Here is a 14,820-nt window from a genome sequence, read left to right as displayed (position 1 = left end):
GTAGCCTGTCCGTTTTACCGCTTCCAGGAGATTCCATGCCGACTTACCGTTCCCGTACCACGACCCAGGGCCGCAACATGGCAGGCGCCCGCGCGCTGTGGCGCGCCACGGGCATGAAGGACGGCGACTTCGAGAAACCAATCATCGCCGTCGTCAATTCCTTTACCCAGTTCGTGCCCGGCCACGTGCACCTGAAGGACCTGGGCCAGCTGGTCGCGCGCGAGATCGAAGCTTCCGGCGGCGTGGCCAAGGAATTCAACACCATCGCCGTCGACGACGGCATCGCCATGGGCCACGGCGGCATGCTGTACTCCCTGCCCTCGCGCGACCTGATCGCCGACTCGGTCGAGTACATGGTCAACGCCCACTGCGCCGACGCCATGGTCTGCATCTCGAACTGCGACAAGATCACGCCCGGCATGCTGATGGCCGCGATGCGCCTGAACATCCCGGTGGTCTTCGTCTCCGGCGGCCCGATGGAAGCGGGCAAGGTGGTCAAGGTCGTCAACAACGATCGCAAGATCATCAAGCTCGACCTGATCGACGCCATGATCAAGGCCGGCGACGCCAGCGTGTCGGATGCCGACGTGGCGGAAGTCGAGCGCTCGGCCTGTCCCACCTGCGGTTCGTGTTCGGGCATGTTCACGGCCAACTCGATGAACTGCCTGACCGAGGCGCTCGGCCTGTCCCTGCCGGGCAACGGCACCATCGTCGCCACCCATGCCGACCGCAAGGAGCTGTTCCTGCGCGCCGGCCGCCTGATCGTGGAACTGGCCAAGCGCCATTACGAACAGGACGACTACTCGGTGCTGCCGCGCTCGATCGCCACCAAGGCGGCTTTCGAAAACGCGATGGCGCTCGACGTCTCGATGGGCGGCTCGACCAACACCGTGCTGCACCTGCTGGCCGCCGCGCACGAGGCCGAGGTGGGGTTCACCATGGCCGACATCGACCGCATCTCGCGCAAGGTGCCCTGCCTGTGCAAGGTCGCGCCGATGACGGACAAGTACCACATCGAGGACGTGCACCGCGCCGGCGGCATCATCTCCATCCTGGGCGAACTGGCGCGCGCCGGCCTGCTCGACACCTCGCTGCCCACCGTGCACAGCCCCACCATGGGAGAAGCGATCGAGAAGTACGACATCCGCCGCAGCGTTGAGCCCGCGGTGCACCAGCTGTTCCGCGCCGCGCCGGGCGGCGTCCCGACCCAGGTGGCCTTCTCGCAATCGGAGCGTTTCGACACCAATGACCTGGACCGCAGCCTGGGCTGCATCCGCGACCGCGAGCACGCCTATTCGCAGGACGGCGGCCTGGCGGTCCTGTACGGGAACATCGCCGAGAAAGGCTGCATCGTGAAGACGGCCGGCGTGGACGAGAGCATCCTCAGCTTCAGCGGCAAGGCGCGCGTGTTCGAGAGCCAGGACGCGGCGGTCGAGGCCATCCTGGGCGACACGGTGGCGGCGGGCGACGTCGTCATCATCCGCTACGAAGGCCCCAAGGGCGGCCCGGGCATGCAGGAGATGCTGTACCCCACCTCGTACATCAAGTCCAAGGGCCTGGGCAAGGCCTGCGCCCTGTTCACCGACGGCCGCTTCTCGGGCGGCTCCTCGGGCCTGGTGATCGGCCACGCCTCGCCGGAAGCGGCCGAAGGCGGCGCCATCGGCCTGGTGGAGGAAGGCGACATGATCGACATCGACATCCCGGAGCGCACGATCAACCTGCGCGTCTCGCCGGACGCGCTGGCGCAGCGCCGCGCGGCCATGGAAGCGCGCGGGCGCGACGCCTGGCAGCCGGTGAACCGCGAGCGCTACGTGTCGCAGGCGCTGCAGGCCTACGCGGCCCTGACCACCTCGGCCGACCGCGGCGCGGTGCGGGATTTGTCGCAGCTGAAGCGCTGATACGGTCGCCAACGTGGGCGCGGGACGGTCGCCGCCAACGCGTTCAAGCGGCGTCCGGAGTGCGGAGTATTCGGAGGAGACAAAAAAAAGCCGGGGCACGAAGCCCCGGCAAATGGCGGGAGACACAAAAAAACAAAAGCAGGGTCTACAGGTGCGGCACGATCTGCGGCATCAGGTCGTCGAAGGTACGGCCGACGCCGTTCTCGCCGATCGCGTGCATCTTCCATTCCCCGTTATGGCGGTACAGCTTGGCCATGATCTGGGCCGTGTGCGAGCCCTGCACCGACAGGTTGAAACGCGCGACTTCCTGGTTGTTGGCCGCATTGAGCAGGCGGCAGTAAGCGTTCTCGACGGTCGAGAAGTTCTGGCCGGTGAAGCTGTTCACGGTGAACACCAGGGCCTTGACGTTCTCCGGCACCCGGTTCAGCTCGACGACGATCTGCTCGTCGTCGCCATCGCCCGCGCCGGTGCGGTTGTCGCCGGTGTGGCTGATGCTGCCGTCACGGCTCTTTAGCTGGCGGAACCAGACCACGTCGACCGGACGGTTCGCCTCGTCGAACAGCACGCACGAGGCGTCCAGGTCGACCGCGTCGCCCTTGCCGCCGCCGAAGCCGAAGAAGCCCTTCGACTTGGCCACGTCCCAGCCCAGGCCCATCGTTACACGGCTCAGGGCTCCGCCGGCTTCCTTGTCCAGCGAGATCTTCTGACCTTTTTGCAAATTGACTGCCATGATGAATCCTTTCGTGTACTTACTTGGCTATGTTGCTTAGCTGCGAGCGGGTTGCTGCATCCAGGCCTTGAAGGCATTGCGGTTGCGCGAGCAGACATAGACCTTGCCCTTGCCCGAGAAGCGCAAGACCATGCCCTCGCCGCTGGTCTGGCTGTTGATCAGGTTGCCCAGGAAGCCACCGCTGGTGCCGGTCGTGATCGAGATCTCGTAGCGCAGTGTGCTGTCCCAGCACACCACGTGGGCGTTGTCGATGATCGCGTCCTTGCCCGGCTCGACGTCCAGCACCGACATCGAACCGAAGCCCGACACCACCACCTGGCCGCTGCCGGTGGTCTCGGTCACGAAGAAACCGCCGCTCTGCGCGAACAGGGCGTTGCCGATGTTCTGGGTACGCACCTTCAGGTCCACGCCGTTGCTCGCCGCGACAAAGGCGCCGTCGCTGATGATGTACTGGTTCGGGCCGCAGTCGACGATCTGCATCGCACCCGGCAGGGTCGGCGACAGCAGGCAGTCGCCGTCGCCGCGCGTGGCTTCGATGTGCTGCTGGAAGAAGGACTCGCCGTTGGCGAAGGTGCGCATCAGCGCGCTGCCCAGGCCGCCCTTCATCTTGCCCTTCAGATCGAGCGTCGATTCCATCATCACCATCGCATCCGACTCGCAGTAGATGGTTTCGCCGCGGCGCATCGATACGTGCAGGAAGGGATCGACGTCCCCGGTCACGGTAAACACTGGCATGGTGGCTTCCTTTCGTGGGGCGGCCCCGCGCGGAGCCGCCGCCTGTTAATGATTAGACGTTGACGCCGTAGTTGCGGGCGAGCGGACCGAGGCCGCCGGCGAAGCCCTGGCCGATCGCGCGGAACTTCCAGTCGGCGCCGTTGCGGTACACCTCGCCGAAAATCATCGCGCCTTCGGTCGAGCTGTCTTCCGACAGGTCGTAGCGGGCGATTTCCTGGTTGTTGCCCGCGTTGACGCAGCGGATGAAGGCCTTGCCGACCATGCCGAAGTTCTGGCGGCGGGTTTCGGCGTCGTGGATGGTGACGCCCAGCACGACCTTGTCGACGTCGGCCGGCACCTTGGTCAGGTCGATGGAGACGGTTTCGTCGTCGCCTTCGCCTTCGCCGGTGCGGTTGTCGCCCGAGTGCACCACCGAGCCGTCGGTCGACTTCAGGTTGTTGTAGAAGATGAAGTCGCTATCCGAGCGCACCTTGCCGGACGAGTTCAGCAGAAACACGGCGCCGTCGAGGTCGAAGGCTGCGCCGTCGGTGGCGCGCGTGTCCCAGCCGAGGCCGACCTTCAGCTGGGTGAGGCCGGGAGCTTCTTTCGACAGGTTGACGTTGCCGCCTTTTTGCAGACTGATTGCCATGATGTGACTCTCCTAAAGTAAGACTACGTGTGAACACCGGGGACCTACCGCAGCGAGCTGGTGTTCTGCCGCTCGCCGGGGTTCGCTGCTGTACCGCACCGGCAGGGTCGGCAGCTTTGCTGCCGACGCGTCCGACCGGCGCGTGCACGATGAATCATGTTTCAGCTTCTCGCCGCCATTCGCTTCCAGTGCGGCCTGCTGCTTCTTGTGGCGCAGCGAGCTCCACAGCGAAGCCAGGATGAAGGCCACACCCACCAGGCCGGTCACCAGCTCGGGCACGTGGAACTTCATGGAGGCCAGCATGATCACGGCCAGGATACCGATCGCATAGTGCGCGCCGTGCTCCAGGTACACGAACTCGTCGAGCGTGCCCTTCTTCACCAGGAAGACGGTCATCGAACGCACGAACATCGCGCCGATCGCCAGGCCCAGCATGATGATCACGACGTCGGTGGTGATCGCGAAGGCGCCGATCACGCCGTCGAAGCTGAACGATGCATCCAGCACTTCCAGGTACAGGAAGCCGCCGATACCGCCGCGCTTGACCATGTCGCCCATTTCGCCGCCGCCTTCTTCGCCCTTCTCGAGCAGGCTGGAAATCATGTCCACGCCGACGTAGACCAGGATGCCCCACAGGCCGGCGATCAGGACCACCATCTTCTGGGCTTCGTCGACATAGGTCATGCTGAACATCAAGGTCGCCAGCGAAATCATCACCGCGATCGAGGACACCTTGCCCAGCGCGCCCAGCTTGCGCTCGAAGTGGCCCAGCCAGTGGACTTCCTTCTCGTCATCCAGCAGGAAGTTCAGGAACACCAGCAGCAGGAACATGCCGCCGAAGGCCGCCACTTCCGCGTGGTGGTTGGTCAGGTGCGAGGAGAACGCCTTCGGATCCGACAGCGCCAGGTTCCACACGTCCATCATGCCCAGGTCGGCCGCCACGGCGACGATCACCAGCGGGAACACCAGGCGCATGCCGAACACGGCGATGATCATGCCCAGGCCCAGGAAGAGCTTGAGCCAGAATTCGTCCCAGCCCTTGAGCACCGAGGCGTTGACCACGGCGTTGTCGAAGGACAGCGAGACCTCCATGATCGACAGGATGGTCGCGATACCGATCGCGGTCAGCGCGCCGGCCGTGCCGCTGTGCTCATAACCCCACCAGCCTGCGAGCGCCAGGCAGATGAAGGTCACGATGAATGACCCTGTGAAATGCTTCATTGTTTCTCCCCTTGATTTAAAAAATGGTATGGGCGCAGTGTAGATCTTTGCAACATCATGAAAAAGCGAAGATAATCGAAGAATTACTTCCGAAAAAAAGAAGGCATGAAAAACAGTCCTCCGAACTTCCGGCACCTGCATTACTTCTGGGTGGTCGCCAAGGAAGGCAGCATCACCCGCGCCGCCGAGCGCCTGGGCCTGGCGATCCAGACCGTCAGCACCCAGCTGGCCCTGCTCGAGCAATCCTTCGGCAAGGCCTTGTTCACCCAGCAGGGCCGGCGCCTGATCCTGACCGAAGCCGGCCGCATGGTGCTGAATTATGCCGACCAGATCTTCCTGCTGGGCGAGCAGATGCAGGAAGCGCTGGACGAATCCGGCAGTTCGCGCGTGCGCCTGACGGTGGGCATTTCCGATTCCCTGCCCAAGTTCACCGCCTACCGGCTGCTCGAAGTGACCACCCAGCTCGACAAGCCCGTCAGGCTGGTCTGCCACGAAGACCAGTATGAAGCGCTTTTGGGTGATTTGGCGCTCCACAAGCTCGACGTGGTGCTGACCGACCGCGCGGTGCCCACCGGCACTACTTTGCGTGTGTTTAGCCACCTGCTGTACGAAAGCGAGATGTTCGTGGTGGGCGCCCCGGCGCTGGCCCAGGCCTACCAGCAGGATTTCCCGCGCTCCCTGCATGGCGCACCCTTCCTGCTGCCGACCCGCGATACCGCCCTGCGCGGCAAGATCGACGCCTGGTTCGAGCGCCACGGCATCCATCCCGACGTGGCCGGCGAGTTCGAGGACAACGCCCTGCTCAACACCTTTGGCCGGCGCGGCCTGGGCCTGTTCTTCACGCCGGCGGCGCCGCTGCCCGAGATCGAGCTGCAGCTCGGCGCCGCCCTGGTCGGCCGCGTGCCCGAGGTGCGCGAGCATTTCTATGCCATCTCGAACGAACGCAAGATCAAGCACCCGGCGGTCGAAGCCATCCTGAACGCGGTACACGGCGGCGCACTGGCCGGCGCCTAGTTGCCGACGGGGCGGTACAATGGAGGCGGCTTTGCCTTTTGTTAACTAACCGATTGTATGCAAAACTTTCTATTCGTCGTTCTCGCGCTCTTCCTGGTTGCGCTGAACGGCTTCTTCGTGGCGGCCGAATTCGGCATCGTCACCTTGCGCAAGACCCGGGTGCGGGCGATCGCCAAGACGGCGGGGCTGCGCGGCCGCATCCTGGCCAAGGTACACGGCCAGCTCGACGCCTACCTGTCGGCCTGCCAGCTGGGCATCACCCTCGCCTCCCTGGGCCTGGGCTGGGTCGGCGAACCGGCCTTCGCCAGCCTGCTCGAACCCCTGTTCGCCCTCGCCGGGGTGACCTCGCCGGAAGTGATCCACGGCGTATCCTTCATCGTCGCCTTCTCGGTGATCTCCTTCCTGCACATCGTGGTGGGCGAGCTGGCGCCGAAGACGCTGGCGATCCGCGTGCCCGAGGCGGTGGCGCTGTGGTGCGCGCTGCCGCTGTACGCCTTCTACTGGGCCATGTACCCGGCGATCTGGCTGCTCAACGCCAGCGCCAACATGGTGCTGCGCCTGGCCGGCCTGGCCGGCGCCGGCGGCCACGACACGCATTATTCGACCGACGAGCTCAAGCTCATCCTGCGCACCAACACCAGTACCACGACGGGAGAAAGCTCGGGCGCGAAATTCACCCACGACGAGCGCAACATCCTGGCGCAGTCGCTCGACTTCAGCCAGCTGGCCGTGTCCGACCTGATGCGCCCGATTAACGAGGTGAGCGCGCTGTACGCCAGCCGCAGCCTGGAACAGAACCTGGAGACGGTGCGCCGCAACCGCTTCTCGCGCTATCCCTACTTCGACCAGGACGGCGAGGAAGTGCTGGGCGTGATCCACCTGAAGGACCTGTTCTTCGCCCTGCAGGCGGGCCGCCAGATCACCGACCTGACCCAGTTCCTGCGCCCGGTGGAGACGATCTCGGCGCGCACCCCGGCCCAGGACATCTTCCGGCGCTTCCGCAGCGGCGCCCCGCACTTCGCCCTGATCGGCGAAAAAGGCAAGCGCCCGGTCGGCTTCATCACCCTCGACAACCTGCTGGGGGCGATGGTGGGCGAGATCCGCGACGAGTTCCGCCTCAACGAGAACGACTGGCTCAAGCAGGCCGACGGCACCTACATCGGCAAGGCCAGCCTGCCGATCTTCTCGCTCGAACGCGTACTGGGGATCGACATCGACAACGAGGAAATGGGCCTGGACGACGTCGAATCGGTCGGCGGCCTGCTGATGGCCAAGCTGGGCGACATTCCCAAGCAGGGGCAGCGCATCGAGTTCCCGCGCTTCGACGTGGTGGTCAAGAAGATGAACGGCCCGCGCATCCTGCTGGTCAAGGTGTTCCCGCGGCTCACGCGCGGCGACGGCGATGACGACCAGGATTGAGGCGCGGATGAGGATGCGGGCATGAGCGTCGAACGGCGCAACAACGTCCGCGTCGAAGGCCGCGGCGACACCACCATGGTGTTCGCGCACGGCTTCGGCTGCGACCAAAGCATGTGGCGCTTCCTGGCGCCGCACTTCGCGCGGCGCTGCCGCACGGTGCTGTTCGACCTGACCGGCAGCGGCCAGTCCGACCATGCGGCCTACGACCGCGACAAATACGCCAGCCTGCACGGTCATGCCGACGACCTGCTCGAGATCGTCGGCGAGTTCGCGGAGGGGCCGGTGGTCTTCGTCGGCCACTCGGTGAGCGCGATGATCGGCATGCTGGCCACCATCAAGGCTCCGGAGCGCTTCGCGGCCCAGGTGATGGTCGGTCCCTCGGCCTGCTACCTGAACGACGGCTATTACCTGGGCGGCTTCAGCCGGCCCGACCTGGAGGAACTGCTGGCCAGGATGGAGGCCAGCTACCTGGACTGGTCTGCCGCGATGGCGCCCCTGATCATGGGTGCGCCCAACCAGCCCCAGCTGGGCAAGGAGCTGACCGACAGCTTCTGCCGCACCCGTCCCGACATCGCCCGCCATTTCGCGCGCGTCACCTTTTTGTCCGACCACCGCGAGGACGTGCCGCTGGCCACCACGCCGGCCCTGGTCCTGCAATGCAGCGACGACCTGATCGCGCCGCGCACGGCCGGCGAGTTCCTGCACCGGCGCCTGCCCCGGGCCAGCCTGCGCCTGATCGAGAACATCGGCCACTGCGCCCACATGAGCGCGCCGGGCGCCTGCGTGCGCGAGATCGACGCCTTCCTGGCGGACGCCCTGCGCTGATGGTTATACCGGGTGCACGCTTGAGCATGGGCCGGTCACGAAAAATGTAAAATGGTTATAATCCGCCTTTGACGAGCGGCCGTCCGCTCCCCTCACCGAGATTCTCATGTCCGTCCTTACCCGCAATAAGGTCCGTGTCACAGGCGATGGCGCGGCAACCATGATGTTCGCCCATGGCTTCGGCTGCGACCAGACGATGTGGCGCTTCCTGGCTCCGGCATTCGCGGACCGTTTCCGTATCCTGACCTACGACCTGACCGGCAGCGGCGGCTCCGACCTGGGCGCCTACGACCGCGACAAATACGGCAGCCTGCACGGCCATGCCGACGACGTGCTGGAGATCCTCGACGCCTGCGGCGCCGGTCCGGTCGTATTCGTCGGCCATTCCGTCAGCAGCATGATCGGACTGCTGGCGACGATCAAGGCGCCCGCGCGCTTCGCGGCCCAGGTGATGGTCGGCCCCTCGCCCTGCTACATCAACGACGGCGACTACATTGGCGGCTTCAGCCGCGCCGACATCGACGAGCTGCTCGAGACCATGGATGCGAACTACCTCGGCTGGTCGAGCAGCATGGCGCCCGCCATCATGGGCGCGCCCGAGCAGCCGGCGCTGGGCCGGGAGCTGACCGAGAGTTTCTGCCGCAACGATCCCGAGATCGCCAAGCACTTCGCCCGCGTCACCTTCCTGTCCGACCACCGCGCCGACCTGCCCCTGTCGCGCGTGCCCGCCCTGATCCTGCAATGCAGCGACGACATGATCGCGCCCCTGTCAGTGGGCGACTACCTGCACCGCCACCTGCCGGCGAGCACCCTCCACGTGATCGACAACATCGGTCATTGCCCTCACCTGAGCGCGCCGACCGAGAGCTCGCAAGCGATCGACGCCTTCCTCGCCAAGACCCTGCGCTGACGTGGCCGGTGCGCTGCCAGGGAGCGACTTCCTGTTCGAGCACGCCGCCTGCGGCCTGCTGTTGACCGACAAGGGCGGCGTCGTCCTGCGCGCCAACGACACGGCGCGCCGCTGGCTTGGCTACGAGAACGAGGAACTGTGCGGCAAGGTCCGCCTCCTCGACCTGCTTCCGGTTGGCGCACGCCTGTTCCATCACACCCATTGCCTGCCGATCCTGCAGGTGCAGGGCTCCGTCGCCGAAATCCAGGTCGAGATGCGCAACCGCCGCGGCGAGCGTCTTCCGATGCTGATCAACATCGTGCGCTCCCGGGACGGCGGCGACGTCTTCGACCAGTGGGCGCTGTTCAAGGCCTCGGACCGGCGCGCCTACGAGCGCGAACTGCTGGCCGCGCGCAAGGCGGCCGAGGCGGCGCTCGAGGCGCGCCTCGGCGCCGAGGCCAAGCTGCAGCAGCTCAATGCGCAGCTGTCGCATGCCGACCGGCGCAAGGACGAATTCCTGGCCACCCTGTCGCACGAACTGCGCAATCCGCTCGCGCCCATGCGCAGCGCACTGGAAGTGCTCAAGCTGAAGTTTGGCGCCAGCGCCGACGAGCGGCTGCTGCAGGCCTTCGACCGCCAGCTGCGCCACATGACCCGGCTGGTGGACGACCTGATGGAGGTCTCGCGCATCACCCAGGGCCGCATGCAGCTCCGCCGCGGACCGGTCGAGCTGACTACGCTGGTGCGCAGCGCCGCCGGCGACGTCGCCGCCATCATGGAGGCGGCGCGCCATACGCTGCGGCTGCACATCGCCGCGCCGCCGATCGTCGTCGACGGCGATGCGACCCGGCTGGCTCAGGTCGTCATCAACCTGCTGACCAACGCCGCCAAGTACACGCCCGAAGGCGGGATGGTCGACCTCGAACTGGACTGCGATCCCGGCCACGCGCGCATCCGCGTGCGCGACAACGGCATCGGCATCCCGGCGGAGGCCCTGGCGACCGTGTTCGACATGTTCTCCCAGCTGGAACCGGCCCTGGAACGCTCGAAGGGCGGCCTCGGCATCGGCCTGGCGCTGGTGCGCGGCATCGTCGACCTGCATGGCGGTACGGTGCACGCCCACAGCCTTGGGGCGGGCCGCGGCAGCGAATTCGCGATCTCCCTGCCGCTGACGGTCGGCGCGGCCTGCCCGGCCGCGGGGCCGGCCGAGGGGCCGGCCGCGGGGGCGGGTGATATCGCACGGCTCACGGCCAGGCAGGTCCTGATCGTGGACGACAACGAGGACGCTGCCGACACCCTGGGCATGGCGCTGGAGCTGTTCGGCTGCGAAACCAGGGTCGTGCACACGGCGCAAGCCGCGCTCGACCTGGCGGTGTCGTTCACGCCGCAGGCGGCCCTGCTCGACATCGGCCTGCCCGACCTGAACGGCTACGAGCTGGCGCGCCGGCTGCGGGCCCTGCCCGGCTGGCAAGGCGTGACCCTGATCGCCGCCACCGGCTGGGGGCAGGAAAAGGACCGCCGCCTCGCCTTCGAGGCCGGCTTCGACCACCATCTCACGAAGCCGATCGATTTCGAGCGGCTGGGACACATGCTGACGGCCGAGCGGCCGCGGTAGCCTGCCCTAGGTGGGATCCTGGCGCACGATCGGGTCCGCGGTGCCGGTCCACTCGCTCATCAGGGAGTAGCCCACGGCCAGCAGCACCGGCCCGATGAACATGCCGACGAAGCCGAAGGCGATCACCCCGCCCAGCACCCCCAGCAGGGTGAGCAGGAAAGGCAGGCTGCTGCCGCGGCTGATCAGCATCGGGCGCACCACGTTGTCCACGCCGCTGATCAAGAGGGCGCCCCAGATCACCATGAAGATGCCCCAGCCGGTCTCGCCCTGGGCAAACAGCCACAGCGCCGCCCCGCCCCACACCAGCGGCGGGCCGACCGGCACCAGCGAGGACAGGAACACCATCACCGACAGCAGCGGCACCGCCGGCACGCCGGCGATGAAGAAGCCGATCGCCGCCACCACGGCCTGGGCCAGGGCGGTGCCCAGCAGGCCGTACATCACGCCGCGCACGGTCTGGCTGACGGTGTGCGAGACCGATTCGGCCCCCTCGCCCATCACCTTGCGCATGGTCACGGCGATCACGTCGAGCAGCGCCTGGCCGTCGCGGTAGAAGAAGAAGCTCACGAAGGCCGCCAGGCTCATCTGCGCCACGCCGGTGCCGAGCATGATGCCGCCGGCCAGCAGCCAGCGGCGCGCCGGCTCCACCATGCGCTGGGCCAGCTCCACCATGCGCTCGCGGCTGGCGATCAGCTGGCGCAGGTAGGTGTCGACCGATTCGCCCACCAGCGGGATGTCGCGGATCCAGCCTGGCGGCAGCAGCTCGCGGTGCTCGACCAGGGTGCGCAATTCCTCGAAACCGCGGGCGACATCGTCGGCCAGGTTGTAGGCCACCATCGACAGCGGGAAGATGATCAGGAAGGTCAGGGTCAGCGTCATCGTCAGCGCCGCCAGGCTGCGGCGCCCGCGCATCGCGCGCAGCAGGCGCTGGTACAGCGGCCAGGAGGAGATGACGACGGCGGCCGCGAACAGGATCGCGGCCAGGAAAGGCTTGAGGACGTAGAGGCAGCCCAGCGTCAGCAGGACGACGATGGCGATACGGGTGTAGTTGCGGCCTGCTCGTTGTTCCATGCCTTGTCGGTGAAGTGGTGTTTACACCATCATAACAGCTGGCGCAGGTCGTGCGCGATGGGCCCCGGGCCCTGGCCATGGCGCAGGAACAGGCGCACCTTGCCTTCGCGGTCGAACACATAGCTGCCCGCCGTGTGGTCGATGGTATAGTTCGCAGCGCTGTTTTCCGATCCCGCCCCCGCCACCTTGTTATAGAAGACCTTGAATTCCTTGGCCGTGCGCGCGGTCGCCTCCAGGTCGCCGCGCAGGCCCAGGAAGCGCTTGTCGAAGGCCGGCACGTAGCTGGCCAGCAGCTCCTGGGTGTCGCGCTCCGGGTCGAGGGTCACGAACAGCACCTGCACCTCGTCGGCGGCCGGGCCCAGGTCCTTCAGCACGGCGGCCATTTCGGCCATCGTGGTCGGGCAGACGTCGGGGCACTGGGTGTAGCCGAAGAACAGCACCACCAGCTTGCCGCGGAAGTCTTCCAGGGTGCGAGGCTTGCCGTGGTGGTCGACCAGCGAGAAACCCTTGGCATAGTCGAGGCCGGTCACGTCGACGTTGTTGAAGGCGGCCGGCTTGCCGGCCATCTTGTCGCAGCCGGCAGTGAACATGGCCATCGCGGCCAGCAGCAGGAGGGTCAGGAGTCGCTTCATCGCTCGCCTTGTGTCGGAAACGTGTTGGGGGAAGTCGTCGGCGCCTGCCCTCAGAACCTGAAGTAATGGTCCACCAGCAGCGCCGCGAACAGCAGCGAGAGGTAGACGATCGACCAGGTGAAGGCCTTGCGCGCCGCCATGTCGCTGTAGTGGCGGTGGATGCGCCACGAGTGGCGCAGGAAGACCGCGTTGAGCGCGACGGCGGCCGCCAGGTAGATCAGGCCGCTCATGCCCACCGCGTAGGGCAGCAAGGTGGTGGCGGCCAGGGCCACCGTGTACAGCCACACCTGCAGGCCGGTGAAGCGCATGCCGTGGGTGATCGGCAGCATCGGCAGGCCGGAACGGGCATAGTCGTCGCGGCGGTACATGGCCAGCACCCAGAAGTGCGGCGGGGTCCACACGAAGATGATCAGGACCAGCAGCCAGGCCTGCATCGGCACCTCGCCCGCCACCGCGGCCCAGCCCAGGGCGGGCGGCATGGCGCCGGACAGGCCGCCGATGACGATGTTCTGCGGGGTGTTCGGCTTGAGCAGGAGGGTATAGATGAAGGCGTAGCCGACGAAGGTGACGAAGGTCAGCCACATCGTGAGCGGGTTGACGAAGGCGTACAGGATCCACATCCCGAGGCCGCCGATCAGGCTCGAAAACAGGATGGTCTGGGTCTGGCTCAGTTCGCCCATGGCGGTGGCGCGCCGCGCCGTGCGCGCCATGCGCGCGTCGATCTCGGCCTCGACCAGGCAATTCACCGCGAAGGCGGCGCCGGCCAGCAGCCAGATCCCGGCGGTACCGGCGATCAGGACTTGCCAGCCCGGGAAACCGTCGGTGGCGAGGAACATCCCGATCACCGCGCAGAATACCGCCAGCTGGGTCACGCGCGGCTTGGTCAGGCTCCAGTACTGCGAGAACCTGCTCGGGGTTTTATGGATGGCTGTCTGGGTTGTCATCGGTTGGCTTCTTGCCATGCTGCGCTGCCGTCTGCTTAGCGCCTGCCGCGTGCTATCGCGGCGGACGATCGTGCAGCAGCGCCGCCGGCCATGTCGAGTTGAAACTTCACCCGGTAGTTTAACATGGTCACCAGCAGGACCAGCAGGGCCGCCCCGGCGTTATGCAAGACCGCGATCGCCAGCGGAAAGTCGAAATAGACCGTGGCGATGCCGGTGAACAGCTGGAGCGCCAGCACCAGGGCCAGGCGCAGCGCCGTCGGGCGCAGGCTGGCATAGGGCAAGGCCTTCCAGATCGCCAGGCCGAGCACCAGCACCACGACCAGCGCCGACATCCGGTGCACCCAGTGGATCGCCACCAGGGCCGGGAAAGGCAGGTAGTGGCCGGCGGCCGTCTTGCCCAGCTCGCGCCACAGGTGGAAGCCGTGCTCGAAGTCCATCGGCGGCACGAGCCGGCCGTCGCACAGGGGGAATTCGTCGCAGGCCAGGGTCGCATAGTTAGTGCTCACCCACCCGCCGAGGGCGATCTGCACGGCCAGCACCACGGCGGCCAGCAGGGCCAGGCGGCGCAGGCCGCGCAGCACCGGCGCTGCGATGGGCGTGGCGCTCATCATGGCCTTGGGCTTGATCAGGAAATCCTCGCGTCCGCCCAGCCAGGCCAGCATCGCCAGCAGCGCCATGCCCAGCAGCAGGTGGATGGTGACGATCGCCGGCTGCAGCTTGAGGGTGACGGTCCAGGCGCCGAAGGCGCCCTGGATGCAGACGAACACGAACAGGGCCAGCGGCATGGCCGGCTTGAAGGCCTGGTGGCGGGTGCGACGCCACTGCATGATCGCCGTGAACAGCAGCGCCATGATGAGCACGCCGATGCCCATCGCCAGGTAGCGGTGGATCATCTCGATCCAGGCCTTGGCCACGGTGACCGGGCCGGTCGGCATGGCCGCCTCGGCGGCCGCGATTTCCTCGTGCGCCAGGAAGGGATTGGCCATGCCGTAGCAGCCCGGCCAGTCCGGGCAGCCCAGGCCGGAATCGGTCAGGCGGGTGAAGCCGCCGAACACGATCAGGTCGAAGGTAAGGAAGACCGCGATCCAGACCAGCTTGCGGTACTTGTTGGCATCCGAGGACATCCAGACCATGGCCAGCGGCAGGCTGGCGACCAGCAGGCCGATCGCGGCCAGCTGCAGTATCGAGGAAGCTTGCAT

General features: G+C 66.6%; 13 protein-coding genes and 1 pseudogene. 6 read left to right on the top strand and 8 right to left on the bottom strand.

Going from position 1 to position 14,820, the window contains the following annotated elements:
* Window positions 1–35: 35 nt before the first annotated feature.
* Window positions 36–1,898: a dihydroxy-acid dehydratase gene (gene ilvD / locus V7778_RS09550; RefSeq protein ID WP_335554426.1), complete on the top strand. Its 1,863-nt coding sequence runs from the start codon at window positions 36–38 to the stop codon at window positions 1,896–1,898.
* A gap of 145 nt (window positions 1,899–2,043) precedes the next feature.
* Here the strand turns inward: ilvD and V7778_RS09545 are convergent, their stop codons facing one another.
* The 4 genes and pseudogenes from V7778_RS09545 to V7778_RS09530 all read right to left on the bottom strand — a co-directional run.
* Window positions 2,044–2,628 carry a TerD family protein gene (locus V7778_RS09545; RefSeq protein WP_335554424.1) on the bottom strand — a complete coding sequence of 195 codons (585 nt, stop codon included), beginning with the start codon at window positions 2,626–2,628 and terminating at the stop codon, window positions 2,044–2,046.
* Window positions 2,629–2,664: 36 nt separating this feature from the next.
* Window positions 2,665–3,363, bottom strand: a complete 699-nt coding sequence (locus V7778_RS09540; protein ID WP_335554422.1) for a TIGR00266 family protein — start codon at window positions 3,361–3,363, stop codon at window positions 2,665–2,667.
* Between the two features lie 52 nt (window positions 3,364–3,415).
* Window positions 3,416–3,991, bottom strand: coding sequence for a TerD family protein (locus V7778_RS09535; protein WP_335554419.1), 576 nt, complete (start codon window positions 3,989–3,991; stop codon window positions 3,416–3,418).
* Window positions 3,992–4,171: 180 nt separating this feature from the next.
* A pseudogene (locus tag V7778_RS09530) lies at window positions 4,172–5,212 on the bottom strand (DUF475 domain-containing protein); the annotation flags it as partial.
* 105 nt (window positions 5,213–5,317) lie between these two features.
* Between V7778_RS09530 and V7778_RS09525 the strand changes: the two are divergent.
* The 5 genes from V7778_RS09525 to V7778_RS09505 all read left to right on the top strand — a co-directional run bounded on the left by V7778_RS09525 (window position 5,318) and on the right by V7778_RS09505 (window position 10,974).
* Window positions 5,318–6,226, top strand: a complete 909-nt coding sequence (locus V7778_RS09525; RefSeq protein WP_335554413.1) for a LysR family transcriptional regulator — start codon at window positions 5,318–5,320, stop codon at window positions 6,224–6,226.
* A 57-nt stretch (window positions 6,227–6,283) separates the two neighbouring features.
* The gene (locus V7778_RS09520; protein ID WP_335554409.1) at window positions 6,284–7,645 is read left to right on the top strand and encodes a hemolysin family protein; all 1,362 of its coding nucleotides are present in this window, start codon (window positions 6,284–6,286) and stop codon (window positions 7,643–7,645) included.
* Between the two features lie 21 nt (window positions 7,646–7,666).
* On the top strand, window positions 7,667–8,470 hold the full coding sequence (locus tag V7778_RS09515) for an alpha/beta fold hydrolase (protein WP_335554406.1): 804 nt from the start codon (window positions 7,667–7,669) through the stop codon (window positions 8,468–8,470).
* A gap of 106 nt (window positions 8,471–8,576) precedes the next feature.
* A complete protein-coding gene (locus tag V7778_RS09510) occupies window positions 8,577–9,380 on the top strand; it encodes an alpha/beta fold hydrolase (protein ID WP_335554404.1) in 804 nt (267 codons plus the stop codon).
* 1 nt (window position 9,381) lies between these two features.
* Window positions 9,382–10,974, top strand: a complete 1,593-nt coding sequence (locus V7778_RS09505) for a hybrid sensor histidine kinase/response regulator (protein ID WP_335554401.1) — start codon at window positions 9,382–9,384, stop codon at window positions 10,972–10,974.
* A 6-nt stretch (window positions 10,975–10,980) separates the two neighbouring features.
* On the opposite strand, the gene V7778_RS09500 is transcribed toward V7778_RS09505, so the two are convergent.
* From V7778_RS09500 to V7778_RS09485, 4 genes are read right to left on the bottom strand one after another with little or no spacing between them, the layout of a single operon-like run.
* Entirely contained in the window at window positions 10,981–12,045 is a 1,065-nt protein-coding gene (locus V7778_RS09500) for an AI-2E family transporter (protein ID WP_335554397.1), read from the bottom strand.
* Window positions 12,046–12,074: 29 nt separating this feature from the next.
* A complete protein-coding gene (locus V7778_RS09495; RefSeq protein WP_335554394.1) occupies window positions 12,075–12,677 on the bottom strand; it encodes an SCO family protein in 603 nt (200 codons plus the stop codon).
* Between the two features lie 50 nt (window positions 12,678–12,727).
* A complete protein-coding gene (gene cyoE, locus V7778_RS09490; protein WP_335554391.1) occupies window positions 12,728–13,621 on the bottom strand; it encodes a heme o synthase in 894 nt (297 codons plus the stop codon).
* A 35-nt stretch (window positions 13,622–13,656) separates the two neighbouring features.
* A complete protein-coding gene (locus tag V7778_RS09485; protein WP_335554388.1) occupies window positions 13,657–14,820 on the bottom strand; it encodes a COX15/CtaA family protein in 1,164 nt (387 codons plus the stop codon).

Source organism: Massilia sp. DD77 (genome assembly GCF_036961685.1).
Taxonomy (GTDB): Bacteria; Pseudomonadota; Gammaproteobacteria; order Burkholderiales; family Burkholderiaceae_D; genus Telluria.
The sequence above is the reverse complement of the archived record's forward strand: the minus strand, read 5'-3'. Positions and strand labels throughout refer to the sequence as shown.

Coding starts and splice junctions, on each gene's coding strand:
- ilvD (WP_335554426.1), top strand. CDS start 36: ATGCCGACTTACCGTTCCCGTACCACGACCCAGGGCCGCAACATGGCA.
- V7778_RS09515 (WP_335554406.1), top strand. CDS start 7,667: ATGAGCGTCGAACGGCGCAACAACGTCCGCGTCGAAGGCCGCGGCGAC.
- V7778_RS09485 (WP_335554388.1), bottom strand. CDS start 14,820: ATGCAAGCTTCCTCGATACTGCAGCTGGCCGCGATCGGCCTGCTGGTC.
- V7778_RS09540 (WP_335554422.1), bottom strand. CDS start 3,363: ATGCCAGTGTTTACCGTGACCGGGGACGTCGATCCCTTCCTGCACGTA.
- V7778_RS09535 (WP_335554419.1), bottom strand. CDS start 3,991: ATGGCAATCAGTCTGCAAAAAGGCGGCAACGTCAACCTGTCGAAAGAA.
- V7778_RS09495 (WP_335554394.1), bottom strand. CDS start 12,677: ATGAAGCGACTCCTGACCCTCCTGCTGCTGGCCGCGATGGCCATGTTC.
- V7778_RS09520 (WP_335554409.1), top strand. CDS start 6,284: ATGCAAAACTTTCTATTCGTCGTTCTCGCGCTCTTCCTGGTTGCGCTG.
- V7778_RS09545 (WP_335554424.1), bottom strand. CDS start 2,628: ATGGCAGTCAATTTGCAAAAAGGTCAGAAGATCTCGCTGGACAAGGAA.
- V7778_RS09510 (WP_335554404.1), top strand. CDS start 8,577: ATGTCCGTCCTTACCCGCAATAAGGTCCGTGTCACAGGCGATGGCGCG.
- V7778_RS09500 (WP_335554397.1), bottom strand. CDS start 12,045: ATGGAACAACGAGCAGGCCGCAACTACACCCGTATCGCCATCGTCGTC.
- V7778_RS09525 (WP_335554413.1), top strand. CDS start 5,318: ATGAAAAACAGTCCTCCGAACTTCCGGCACCTGCATTACTTCTGGGTG.
- cyoE (WP_335554391.1), bottom strand. CDS start 13,621: ATGACAACCCAGACAGCCATCCATAAAACCCCGAGCAGGTTCTCGCAG.